Origin of the sequence: Psychrobacillus lasiicapitis (genome assembly GCF_006861795.1) — a bacterium.
GTDB classification, from domain to species: Bacteria; Bacillota; Bacilli; order Bacillales_A; family Planococcaceae; genus Psychrobacillus; species Psychrobacillus lasiicapitis.
The window spans coordinates 159,027-171,184 of record NZ_VDGH01000001.1; the positions used below are offsets into that span (position 1 = coordinate 159,027).

The following is a 12,158-nucleotide window of genomic DNA, read 5'->3' on the forward strand; positions in this document are numbered from 1 at the left end:
TTCTAATAGTTGATTTTATCTTAATCAATAATGTCCAATAAAAAAAGGAGGTAAATTTTTCACCCCCTTTGGTAAAAATATTTTTACCTCAATTCGTATTTTTCCATTTTATATTTTAATAATTGTTTTGATATTCCTAATCTTCTGGCGGTTTCTGCAAGTTTTCCTCCAGTCTTACTTAGCTCTATCACAATAAGGTTTTTTTCATATTCCTCCACTTTATCCTTTAAGTTAAAGTTATCTTCGGAAATAGTTATTTTCTCCAATACACTGGAGTAGTTTCTTATTTTTGCTGGAATATCATATAAGTGTATCTCTTTTGAGCTAGCATTATTATACGCGGTTTCTATTGCATTCTTAAGTTCTCTTACATTACCCGGCCAATTATATTGTTGAAAAGCCAGTAATACTTGATCATCCAATTTTTCAATTTTGATTTGCATATGACGATTATAAAATTCGATAAAATAATGAATAAGTGCAGTAATATCCTCCTTCCGGTCAGATAATGGTGGCAAATCTAATTGAAAGACACTTAATCGGTAGTACAAATCTTCTCGTAATAGTTTTTCTCTCATTAATTTTTCAGGATTTTCGTTGGTAGCTGCAATTACACGTATATTCAAGTGAATATCCTGTTTTCCACCTACACGTCGGATTAGTTTGTCCTCAATTACTTTTAATAATTTTGCTTGGAGCTTAATATCTAAAGCACTAATTTCATCTAGAAAGATTGTTCCTCCGTTTGCTTGCTCTAAGATACCGAGTATATCAGGTGTGGAGGTTAATGGATCTGTCTCCGTTCCAAACAGTATATGTTCTATGAAAGTGGGAGGTATTTCACCACAATTTATCGAGATAAATGGTTGAGTATATCTACTACTTAAATTATGAATGGACTGTGCAATAATTTCTTTTCCGGTTCCTGTTTGGCCATTTATTAGGATAGTCGAATCGGTAATAGAGACCTTGCGTACTTTATTCTTTATTTCTTCCATCACACTACTCTGTGAAATTAAATTGTCAATTGTATAAATGGTATTATTTTTTCTATACATTTTATGACTTGCAAATTGATCAAGTAATTGTATATCTTCTTTCTGGTAGTAGTGCTTTGAAAATTCAATAGCTCCTACTATGGAAGTTCCATTATGAATAGGAAAAGTAGAGCTTCTTGAAGTATATGTGAAGCCATTATTGGATGTTAGTTCTTGCTTTGCATTCCATAACGGTTTACCAGTTCTTAATACTGTCATTAAAGTACTATCTTCTATCGATAAGTTTTTATAAAAGGATGTCACACTTTTTCTTAAAAACTCTTCGGGTTTGAGACCTAGATGCTTTAATATATGCAAATCAGCTAAATCATAAAAGATTGTAATGCCATTTGCATCTACTACTAACACATTGTCATAATCAGATAAATGATTTAGTTCTGCAAAACTCATTTATTTGTCCATCCTTTCAATTGCTAAACCCTCAACTATCTAATTTATCAAGACCTCTTAACTCTTCAAACCACTTTGCACATCTAAATGAATTTTCCCAATTCGGATCATTGTCTTCTAAGCCCCAACAAGCGTATAACATGGACATGGCGACAGCTGCTTTTAGGAGTCGATCATTATCTAATTGCATTTCTTCGCTAAGTAAGCTAACTCTCTGCTTTAATAATTGTTTTGGATTGAATGTATCTATTAACTGATTTGTTAAAAATGAAACAAAATCAAAATAAGGATCTCCAATTACTCCCTTCGGATCAATAGCTATCCATCCATATTCATCCGAGAATAATATATTCTCGTGATGCAAATCGCCATGTAAAAGCTCGATTCCTTCGGAAGAATTGGTAATTTCGTAAGCATAATTTTTGGCGAGTTGAATTTTTTCCGTAGAAATAAGTCCTTCGTTTCTTGGATAAACTTCTAAGTAACGGTCGAAAGCCTGCATCCAATCCTCAACCGTTGGATGATTTGCGTTTTTTTCAACCTTTCTCCGTATGTCAGTCCAAACCTTTACAAAATGCTTAATAGCAAGTCTTTCTTCAACTCCTGCAAGCATAGTACCAGGCAGTAAATGTTCTAGAAGCATTACACCATCTGTCGAATCCGTTTTTAAAAGTTGAACACAGCCTTCACCATCATACGTCTGAAGTGTACGAATTTCATTTTTAAAATCATAATTTGGCACACCAAGCTTCAAAATTGCTCGGTTTCCATATTCACCTTTTACTTTTAGCACATAATTATACGATAAGTTTTCTACTGGACCTACGGATTGAAGATTCCATTTTTCCAGATACGTTTGAACAATCGAGTCCAATTCACTTAGCCATTCTTTTCCTACATTTCCAAAAGCACCAGTTACTTTCTGTACAAACTCATTTGGATATTTCATCATCTTATAGACACACCTCTACATTCTTCAATAAATAAAATCTCCCTTAAATATGCTCTTTATATTATTTCATTATCGTACACGTTTTAACTCCTATCAATATATTTATATTCTAAGTCTCTTAAGTTTTCTCATTTCAATACAGTCCTTACCCTCAAAAAATATTTTATTTTGTTTTGTTTAGAACAATGTTAAACTGATACGATGAATAAAAACAAATGAAATGGAAAGATAGATGAGGTGAACAATTTAGTGTTAGAAAAAATAAAGAAAGAATGGTTTTCCAATGTGAGAGCGGACATCTTATCTGGAGCTGTAGTAGCGTTAGCACTCATCCCAGAAGCAATTGCTTTCTCTATTATTGCTGGTGTTGATCCGATGGTTGGATTATACGCTTCGTTCCTAATAGCAGTTACGATTGCATTCGTTGGAGGAAGACCTGCTATGATTTCTGCAGCTACAGGTGCAATGGCTCTATTGATGGTCCCACTTGTAAAAGAGTATGGACATGATTATTTACTAGCAGCGACTGTTTTAACAGGTGTTATTCAAATCCTATTTGGTGTTTTTAAAATAGCAAAGCTCATGAAGTTTATTCCTCGAGCTGTGATGATTGGTTTTGTCAACGCATTGGCCATCCTAGTTTTCTTAGCTCAAGTTCCACATATTCTAGGAGAGTCCACTGTGACATATGTTTTTGTAGGGATTACATTAGTCATCGTATACGTGCTTCCTAGATTTGTACAATCTATACCTGCCCCGCTTATTGCGATTGTTGTTCTTACAGCGGTTACTTTGTATGCTGGAATAGATATGAAAGTGGTTGGTGATCTTGGAGGAATTACGAAATCCTTGCCTGAATTTTTTATTCCGAATATCCCTTTCAATTTTGAAACACTTGCTATTGTATTCCCGTACTCCATTGCCCTAGCGATTGTCGGTTTATTAGAATCCTTACTAACTGCGTCAATCGTGGATGATATGACAGGAACTGATAGTAATAAGAATAAAGAAGCAAAGGGACAAGGTATTGCCAATATCGTTACTGGTTTCTTTGGAGGAATGGCTGGATGTGCAATGATTGGTCAATCCGTCATAAATGTGAAGTCAGGCGGGCGTGGAAGACTGTCTACGTTTGTTGCAGGTTTGTTTTTAATGTTTTTAATCCTTGTTTTAGGAGATTTAGTAGTACAAATTCCAATGCCAGTTCTTGTAGGTATTATGATAATGGTTTGTATCGGTACTTTCGACTGGTCTTCTTTTACTTACTTACGTAAAGCTCCTCGCACGGATGCAATTGTGATGCTTGCAACTGTCATAATCGTTGTAGCAACACATGATTTATCCAAAGGGGTTATAGCAGGAGTTATCTTAAGTGCAATCTTTTTTGTAGCAAAGATAGCGAAAATTAAAGTGACGGAAAACTATATGAATGATCACGCCCACTTTAAGATTGAAGGTCAATTATTTTTCGCTTCTGTAGAGGATTTTGTCGATGCATTTAACTACTCCATAGAAAGCACAAATGTTATTATCGACTTTAGACAATCGCATGTTTGGGATGATTCTGCTGTCGGTGCTATAGATAAAGTTGTTAATAAATATAATGAGAACAAAAACAATGTAACCATTAAAGGACTAGACTCTTCTAGTGAAAAGTTAGTTGAAAAACTTACTATTCACAATAAATCGTTTGTGATTTCCGATTAACTATTTATGGAGGTGCTCAAAATGTATGAAAAAATTTTGTTAGCAGTTGATGGTTCGGAAAACTCACTTCGAGCAGCCGAGGAAGTTATAAAAATAGCTTCTATGAATGCTGAATGTACAGTAGATGTAGTATATGTAGTGGACTTCTCCAAGTCAAAGAATGAGATATTGCACACGCAAGGAAGAGAAGAACTCGATTTTTCACGTCGTCAAAGATTATTCCCTGTACAAGAACTGTTACAAGTGAAAAATATTCCATACACAACTAACATTTTACGAGGTGAACCTGGCCCAACTATTATTAAGTACGCAAATGAACATGCTTTTGAATTAGTCGTTATCGGTTCGAGAGGCTTAAATGGATTGCAAGAAATGGTACTTGGAAGTGTGAGTCATAAAGTAGGCAAAAGAGTCAACTGTCCTGTATTAATAGTTAAATAAGTATAAAAATGTACCCTGCCTATATTAAAAGGCAGGGTTTTTTAATCAATAAATATTTAGTTACGATGCTTTCGTAACTTTTTTCAATTGTTTTTTTCGTATAGCATATACAATTACCATCAAAAGGGGCAAAAGGAATCCAATCGTTAAGGAAAAATATAGTCCTATAGTCGTCTCAAATTTCTGTTGATCCACTACGTTAGGATAAACAATTAGCGAAAGGATCACCACTATCATCCCTAACGGATAAGTTAAAGCCCGATAATCTCTCAAGTTGAAAATTTGTGCCAACCCATAAACGGATGCATAAAAATAAAGGACCATTTTAAAATAGAGACTAATAATCCAAAGCGTCCCCATTAGGGCTTCTACTCGGTTAATATAATTTCCGATATTTATCTTTTTAGCCAATCCATAGCTTGGAAACATCTGTCTTGCTGTTAAATCAGCTCCCAACACGAGGATACACAAAAGCGTGATTATTATAATAACTATTCCTGCTATTAAATTTCCAATTAAAAAATATTTCTGCGCGGATTTAGGTTTGTTTATAAAGGCCGGGAAAATCATTAATAAACTTACTGCATTTACTGAAGAAACAACAATTAATAGTAACGATGAACGGGCTAAACTTTTAATGTTTACCTCCCATACGGGCTGAAGGTTTTCAAATTGAATTTGAGGTACAATAAAAATCACTAATATAATAAAAAGGAGGAAGAAAACACCAATAAAAATTTCTGCAGAACGAGCGATTGTCTCAAGTCCAAGTCGAACTCCCATTACCAAAATACCCGCCATAAGTATATTAGTGGCTGCTATAGGTGTATTCGACATTTGATGAGTGGTAAGAAATGTCCCAGAATTATACAAAAGAATAGCAGTATATAAAAGGGTCATGCATACAAACAAGAAAGAAAAGGATTTACCTAACCATTTTCCAAAAAGAGTCTCATTCATCTGAACAAAAGTAAGGTTTGGAAAAAAAAGACTTATTTTTGTGAAAAACCATACAATCAAAAGTCCGATTCCCGTTCCAAATATTGCGGCAATCCATGCGTCCTGCTTAGAGTCGGAAGCTAAAGCAGATGGAACAATTAAGATACTCGTACCAATCGTAAATAAGATGACTAATACTAGAAATTGGTACGAGTTTATTTTTACGTTTGGCAACATTTACTGTTCCATCTCTCCTTTCGCTCTGACTTACCCGAAATAATAAGTTTTTAAGAACCACCATCTTTTTTAAATTGTTTTTTTCGTATTGCATATACGAATACCATCAAAAGGGGTAAAAGTAGTCCGATCAACAATGAAATATATATAGCTATAGTGGTATCAAATTGTTCTTGTTCCATCACATTAGAAAAAAGTGTGAGCGATAGAACAACGACAATAATCCCTAACGGGTAGGTTAACGAACGATATTCTTTCAAGTTGCAAATTTGCGCTATGCCTAAAGCCGTTGCATAGAAATAAAGAACCATTTTAATATAAAGACCAATAATCCAGAGAGCTGCCATTAAAGCCTCTACTCGATTCACAAAATTCCCAACGTTTATCTTTTTGGCCAATCCATAGCTTGGATATATTTGTCTAGCAGTTGCATCGGATCCTAAGACGAAAATGCACAAAATGGTGATGATGCTGACAACTAGTCCACCTATTAAGTTTCCAATAAAAAAGGATTTTTTTGCTTGTTTAGGTTGGTTAATTAAAGCCGGGAAAATCATTAATAAACTAACAGCATTGACAGAAGTCACGACGAGCATTAATAGGGAAGATTGAGCGATATCTTTTATATTTCTCTCAAATATTGGCTCAATATTCTCAAATTTGATTTCAGAAGAGATAAAAATGACTAATAATATAAATAGGGAGAAAAATATAACAATAAAAATTTCTGCAGAACGAGCGAATGTCTCAAGTCCAAGACGGACCGCCATTACTAATATTAAAGCCATAAGAATATTAGTCGCTGCCATTGGTGTATTTGGTATTAAATGCGTAGTAAGAAATGAACCAGAATAATACAATAAAATAGCAGTAAATAGTAGATTTAGGAATACAAATAAGCAAGAAAAGAATTTACCTATCCATTTTCCAAAAAGAGTTTCATTCATCTGAACAAAGGTAAGGGTAGGAAACCAAAGACCTATTTTTGTGAAAAGCCATACGATTAATAGTCCGATTCCTGTACTTATTAATGCTGCTATCCAAGCGTCTTGCTTCGATTTTGCGGCTAAAGCTGATGGTCCGACTAAGATGCTCGTACCAATCGAAAATAAGATAACTAAAACTAAAAATTGATAAGAATTTATTTTAACTTTTTGCATCGTATGTTCTCTCCACCTACCTCTTTGTTCTAATTTACCTAACGAGTTATCGCATCATGTAGTGGCTTAAAAATGAACGTTAAAAAATCTATTGGATTTGGAATAGATTTACCAAAACTATGTGCAATACTCATTCCAACGCCAATCGTAAGAATAATTGAAAATACAATTAGCTCTTTTTTATACTTTTTTTTCAAGAGAGATGGAACTTCAATATATACGATGATGGCAGCTATTATTAGTATTCCTATGCTTTTTAGCATGTTTGGTTATTCCTTTCTCGGTTCAGTAATGGAATTATTTACTGTACCAGTTTTCCGAAGCTTGACGTCTACTTTAATGGTCACTGGCAATTCTGTAAAATGCTGATTCCACTGATTTTTCAATGATTCCCATTCTTTTGGATTTGATCGGTAAATAGCATCTCCAAATCCAAAAATGTCTGCCTCATATTTTTCTTGTACGCTTGTAATAGAGTTGTTAATTGTCTCTTCCACTTCTTTTTCGTAGATTTTCTCCAACGCTTCAATTGATTCGGGTTTACTAATATCAATTGGACATTCAATCGCCCCTATATTTCCCACTATCTTCACATTGATATCCACTTCCGGATTTCCATTTTTGACATTGCCTTTAAGTTTTGATTTGAAATCAAGAACTTCTATATTTGCTTTTCCCTCATTAGGGCAAGATATAGCAGCTACAGTACTTTTAACTTCATTTATAATTCCGTTATAGGCACGGCTTTCATTTTCTGTTAACCAACCCACTAGTTTATCATCTTTAAACACCGCCAAATCATCATATTGAATATTAATATTAGACAAAATTGTTTCCAAAGATTGTTTACTTGATCCACCTTCTTGCTTTCCTGTTGCTAGGATACCTGTTAACACGGCTTCTTTTCCCTCACTTCTTAGATCCACTATTAGCTCATCTATTGTTACCCCTGAGGTAGCTGACCAGTTTTCTTCAGACACTTTAAGTGTGTTAAACATTTTGTTGGCTGGTATGTTTTCTAGTGGTGTTTGAATGTTCAAAATATGTTCTGCTGTATCTTCCTTTGCTACCACAACATAGAAATCCGAGCGAAATTCCCAATCTCTAGATATTAAATCTAAGGGGTCTCCAATCCCCTCTTCGGCTACAGATTCACCCAATACAAGCATTCGAAGATGTCCTGGATATATTTTTCTCGGTGAGCTTTTAGTCATTTTTCGAATGGCTTCATATACAGTTCCTCCTCTAGCTTGAACAAGGGTTACTGGTGAACCCACTTTCCCCCCCGTCAAGGAGACTTCTCCTGGCACAACGACTTGTGCGGAAATTAGGTATTCGTCTTCTGATTTATCAATACCTAAAGCTAGAGTAATGGCTAGCTCGTTTAATTCTCTCCGATTCCAACAACCCGTAAGAATGATGCTAAGAATCAGTAATATAAAGATGCCTCTTTTCATTAACCAATCACCCTACTATCACTCATTTTTCTTTTCTGGCTCTGGCTTTGCAACATCTGGAGGTTGCTGACTATTAATATTTTGTTGACTAATTAAACGGGGGCGAGTAAACATTTTCCATTTAGGAAGACGAACAAAAGTATCCTTCTGATCGGTCAGATTAAAAGGAGCTATTGGATACATATAAGGAACGCCAAACGAACGTATACTGCACAAATGTAAAATAAGCGCAATTAAACCAACTGTGATTCCAAATAAACCAAATGAAGCTGCAAGTCCCATAAATATAAATCGTAAAATTCTGGCAGTAAACGCCATATCATAAGTTGGAGAAACAAAACTAGCAATAGCTGTTATAGAGACGACAATTACCATCGCTGCTGAAATCAAACCTGCTTCTACCGCTGCAGTACCTATTACAAAAGCCCCTACAATTGACATCGCTGAACCGATAGCTCTTGGCATTCTTAAACCAGCTTCACGCAAAATTTCGAAGGTGATTTCCATTATAAGCGCCTCTATAAAAGCAGGAAATGGGACACCCTCTCGTTGGGCGGCCAAGTTTATAAGGAGTGCTGTCGGTATCATTTCGTGATGAAAAGTAGTGGCAGCAATAAATAAAGCGGGGGCAAGTAATGCAATCGCAAACGAAAAAAACCGTAAGAATCGAACAAGGCTAGTAAACTCGGCGCGCTGATAATAATCCTCTGAAGATTGAAAGAACTGAACAAATAATGCAGGAAGGGTTAACACAAACGGTGTACCATCGACTATTATGGCAATTCGGCCTTCTAATAGGGCTGAAGCGACTACATCAGGACGCTCTGTATTATAAACAGTTGGAAAAGTAGAGATTCGCGCATCTTGAATCAATTCCTCAATATTCCCACTTTCTAGAATGCCATCAATGTCAATGCGATCTAAACGCATGCGAAGTTCTTCTACTATATCGTCATTTGCAATGCCTTTAATATACATTACCGCAATATTCGTTTTCGTTAGCTTTCCAATCATTCGGCTTTCCATCCAAAGATTCGGATCTTTTATTTTTCGTCGTATCAGAGCGGTATTTATACGTATATTTTCTGAAAATGCTTCCCTTGGACCTCTTATTACAGTTTGGGTTGTGCTTTCTGTAACTCCACGTTCAGCCCAACGCTTATTACCAATCATAAACCCTTCCGAAAAGCCATCTAACAAAAGAACTACATCCCCTGATAAAAGGGCAGTAAATAAATCTTCAAAAAGTGTTACATTTTTTATTTCACCTACAGTCATGGCAAAATCTTTTAACGTATTCATTAGTTCAGGATTAGGAGTAATTTCGCTCTCTACCTCTGTATCTTTAATATCTAGCATTAATGTTTCCATTATGAAGTTTTGTAAAGAAGGCGCATCACTTAAACCGTCAGTATAGATTATTCCTGCTTTAACGGTCCCTTTATTTCCTATTAAAATCTCACGAATTACAATATCAGTACTTTCACCTAGTGTATCCTTTATGGTTTTTAAATTATCTTGAAGGTTCGTTTTTAAAATTTGTTTTTCAATAGGTTCCTTCGTTTGACTCTTCGAAGGGGTAGTGGGTTTTAACTGATCATTTTTCTTCTCATAAAAAAATCCCATAGTATCCCTCGCTTACTCTAAAAAGTTTTATATCCACTGATAAAGTTTGTCCAAATTCATGTGAAAATATCCCTTTCATCGAGAATTTAAAAAAGCCGATATTCCTTCATATAGGAACATCGGCTTGATTGTGCGAAGCAATCATAATATCTAATTTTTAGCAAATTCACCCACGACTTCAACTGTCTCAAAAATATTAATAAATGCTTTTTCATCATGCTTACGAACGATTTGTTTAATCTGCATTGTTTCATAACGGGTAACAACCATCATTAAAATCTGCTTTTTTTCTAAAGTAAACCCACCATAACCATCCGTAATCGTCACCCCACGGTAAATCGAGCTAAGTAATTCTTTCCGTATTTCTTCTCCAGAAGTTGTAACGATTTGCATCGTCAGCTTTTCGTGATTCGTATAAATTGTATCTACCATTTTACCGGTCAAGTAAATAGATAACAATGTATACAATGCGATTTCCCAGTTAAATACTGCACCTGAGATAAGTACGATGAGCCCATTCATACCAGTTAAAAGTAAACCGACACGAATATTGCTTTTTCTTGAAATAATCATTGCAATAATATCCATTCCGCCTGAAGTACCTGAATATTTTAAAATTACTCCAATTCCAATTCCGCCTATTATACCACCGAATATGGAAGATAGTAATACATTATCAGTAATGGATTGGGCGGGTAGGAAATATAAAAAAATAGATAAGGAAATTACACAAACGAGTGTATTCAACGTGATTTTTTTCCCCAGCTTGAAATAACCTAATACAAGTAATGGTAGATTAAGGATGAAGTTCAGTAACCCGGTATCAAATGGAGTGATTAACCCAAGTAAAATGGCTATCCCACTAACCCCACTACTTAGTATTTCATGAGGCACTAAAAATAAATTAAAGGCAAATGCAATAATCAGGGAGCCCACAACGACTATTAAATTTTTCATTCTATGATGTTCCCCTCCAACCAGATGAAAAAAACTCGCCCAATTAGGACGAGTCTTACTTGTAAATACAAGAATATTCTCTTCTAAGTGATATAACAATAAATTTAACAAAGAAAATCATGCAAGTCAATTATTGTTGTTCTTAAATGATCTATGTTTTTATTTTACTGTGATCATGCCGTTATCCGTTGTTAAATTGATTTTATTTTCTCCCTTGCCAAACGTCGTTTTCTCTGCTGATTTATCAAAAATGCTTATTCTTCCATTGTCTGTTTTAGCAAAAATCGTTGCATTCGTCGGCTCCTGACTAGCCTGAATGCTAATTAGTCCGTTATTCGTTTCTAACGTTATTTCTCGGTCCAGGTTGTTTGTGATTAATGATATTTGACCATTGTCTGTTTCAGCATGGATAGAGCCTTCAACATTGTTAAGGGCAATTTTCCCATTATCAGTTTGAACCCTTACATTTTCGCTAACAATATCTGCAAGATCTATTCTGCCGTTATCTGATTCAAGATTCACTACAGTCACTTGCATGTTTTTTATGATTATTTGTCCATTATCGACCTCGGTTTTAATTTCTTTATATTCTTTTTCAGGCACTTGTATAGAGATTTTATTGTTTAAAGAAGAAAAACCAAATTGGATAAAATGCCAGCCTTTTTCTTTTAGCTCAACATTTAATGTATCACCATTAACATCCGCACTTAAACGATAGTTCAATTTTTTCTTCATCTTACCTGCAAACGATACAATCGTTTTATTTTCTTTTGATGGTAAAAATTCCACAGCTGCATTATCTGCTAAAACTTCAATCTTTGAAAAATCAGTATCTTCTATGACAATTTCATCTGATTTTTTTACGAAAGTATCTGTGACGTTTAAGATAATATTTATAGCTGCTCCAGCTAATAACACAAATATACCAATAATTGCAATCTTTTTTAAACTCATTTTGTCAGCTCCTATTTAATATTTCCTTAATACATCTTATTATATAGTGGATGGTAAATATTCAAATGGTCTGGAGCAGTGACTTTCTCTAAGTCTTGAGACGTATTACTACTGAAAAAGAAGTAAGAGCATTTTTCAGTCAAAATAACAGAGGTACCCTTTAAGAACGTTAATTGCTGTGAGGACAGTGACCCATCCCGATGAGCCTTAACTCAAGGAAGGGCCATTTTTGTTACTGGTTCCATGAAAATTTTAGAACGATTAACGTTGCAAAGGTTTT

Annotated in this window: 11 protein-coding genes; 2 read left to right on the forward strand and 9 right to left on the reverse strand. The window is 34.8% G+C overall.

Features of this window, described 5'->3' with window-relative positions; all coding sequences use genetic code 11:
• Nucleotides 1-83: 83 nt before the first annotated feature.
• Together FG382_RS00810 and FG382_RS00815 are read right to left on the reverse strand one after the other, a co-directional pair.
• Complete coding sequence (locus FG382_RS00810) at nt 84-1,448, reverse strand: sigma-54 interaction domain-containing protein (protein WP_142536978.1); 1,365 nt, start codon at nt 1,446-1,448, stop codon at nt 84-86.
• Nucleotides 1,449-1,479: 31 nt separating this feature from the next.
• On the reverse strand, nt 1,480-2,400 hold the full coding sequence (locus FG382_RS00815) for an aminoglycoside phosphotransferase family protein (protein WP_142536979.1): 921 nt from the start codon (nt 2,398-2,400) through the stop codon (nt 1,480-1,482).
• A gap of 249 nt (nt 2,401-2,649) precedes the next feature.
• On the opposite strand from FG382_RS00815, the gene FG382_RS00820 reads away from it, so the two are divergent.
• The gene (locus tag FG382_RS00820) at nt 2,650-4,107 is read left to right on the forward strand and encodes a SulP family inorganic anion transporter (protein ID WP_142536980.1); all 1,458 of its coding nucleotides are present in this window, start codon (nt 2,650-2,652) and stop codon (nt 4,105-4,107) included.
• A gap of 21 nt (nt 4,108-4,128) precedes the next feature.
• Nucleotides 4,129-4,548 (forward strand): universal stress protein, encoded by a 420-nt coding sequence (locus FG382_RS00825; RefSeq protein ID WP_142536981.1) that lies wholly within the window; start codon nt 4,129-4,131, stop codon nt 4,546-4,548.
• 60 nt (nt 4,549-4,608) lie between these two features.
• Here FG382_RS00825 and FG382_RS00830 read toward each other — a convergent pair whose 3' ends face one another.
• The 7 genes from FG382_RS00830 to FG382_RS00860 form a co-directional block, all read right to left on the reverse strand.
• Nucleotides 4,609-5,724: a GerAB/ArcD/ProY family transporter gene (locus FG382_RS00830; protein WP_142536982.1), complete on the reverse strand. Its 1,116-nt coding sequence runs from the start codon at nt 5,722-5,724 to the stop codon at nt 4,609-4,611.
• A gap of 50 nt (nt 5,725-5,774) precedes the next feature.
• Nucleotides 5,775-6,884, reverse strand: a complete 1,110-nt coding sequence (locus tag FG382_RS00835) for a GerAB/ArcD/ProY family transporter (RefSeq protein WP_142536983.1) — start codon at nt 6,882-6,884, stop codon at nt 5,775-5,777.
• 38 nt (nt 6,885-6,922) lie between these two features.
• Nucleotides 6,923-7,147, reverse strand: coding sequence for a hypothetical protein (locus FG382_RS00840; protein WP_142536984.1), 225 nt, complete (start codon nt 7,145-7,147; stop codon nt 6,923-6,925).
• Nucleotides 7,148-7,153: 6 nt separating this feature from the next.
• On the reverse strand, nt 7,154-8,341 hold the full coding sequence (locus FG382_RS00845) for a Ger(x)C family spore germination protein (protein ID WP_142536985.1): 1,188 nt from the start codon (nt 8,339-8,341) through the stop codon (nt 7,154-7,156).
• 18 nt (nt 8,342-8,359) lie between these two features.
• Nucleotides 8,360-9,967, reverse strand: a complete 1,608-nt coding sequence (locus FG382_RS00850; protein ID WP_142536986.1) for a spore germination protein — start codon at nt 9,965-9,967, stop codon at nt 8,360-8,362.
• Between the two features lie 150 nt (nt 9,968-10,117).
• Nucleotides 10,118-10,924 (reverse strand): YitT family protein, encoded by an 807-nt coding sequence (locus FG382_RS00855; RefSeq protein ID WP_142536987.1) that lies wholly within the window; start codon nt 10,922-10,924, stop codon nt 10,118-10,120.
• A gap of 159 nt (nt 10,925-11,083) precedes the next feature.
• On the reverse strand, nt 11,084-11,878 hold the full coding sequence (locus tag FG382_RS00860; RefSeq protein WP_142536988.1) for a DUF4097 family beta strand repeat-containing protein: 795 nt from the start codon (nt 11,876-11,878) through the stop codon (nt 11,084-11,086).
• Between the last annotated feature and the right edge of the window lie 280 nt (nt 11,879-12,158).

What these genes read in the sequence shown, in the direction of transcription:
- FG382_RS00825 (WP_142536981.1), top strand. Translation starts at nt 4,129, where the DNA reads ATGTATGAAAAAATTTTGTTAGCAGTTGATGGTTCGGAAAACTCACTT.
- FG382_RS00835 (WP_142536983.1), bottom strand. Translation starts at nt 6,884, where the DNA reads ATGCAAAAAGTTAAAATAAATTCTTATCAATTTTTAGTTTTAGTTATC.
- FG382_RS00840 (WP_142536984.1), bottom strand. Translation starts at nt 7,147, where the DNA reads ATGCTAAAAAGCATAGGAATACTAATAATAGCTGCCATCATCGTATAT.
- FG382_RS00810 (WP_142536978.1), bottom strand. Translation starts at nt 1,448, where the DNA reads ATGAGTTTTGCAGAACTAAATCATTTATCTGATTATGACAATGTGTTA.
- FG382_RS00845 (WP_142536985.1), bottom strand. Translation starts at nt 8,341, where the DNA reads ATGAAAAGAGGCATCTTTATATTACTGATTCTTAGCATCATTCTTACG.
- FG382_RS00815 (WP_142536979.1), bottom strand. Translation starts at nt 2,400, where the DNA reads ATGATGAAATATCCAAATGAGTTTGTACAGAAAGTAACTGGTGCTTTT.
- FG382_RS00860 (WP_142536988.1), bottom strand. Translation starts at nt 11,878, where the DNA reads ATGAGTTTAAAAAAGATTGCAATTATTGGTATATTTGTGTTATTAGCT.
- FG382_RS00855 (WP_142536987.1), bottom strand. Translation starts at nt 10,924, where the DNA reads ATGAAAAATTTAATAGTCGTTGTGGGCTCCCTGATTATTGCATTTGCC.
- FG382_RS00850 (WP_142536986.1), bottom strand. Translation starts at nt 9,967, where the DNA reads ATGGGATTTTTTTATGAGAAGAAAAATGATCAGTTAAAACCCACTACC.
- FG382_RS00830 (WP_142536982.1), bottom strand. Translation starts at nt 5,724, where the DNA reads ATGTTGCCAAACGTAAAAATAAACTCGTACCAATTTCTAGTATTAGTC.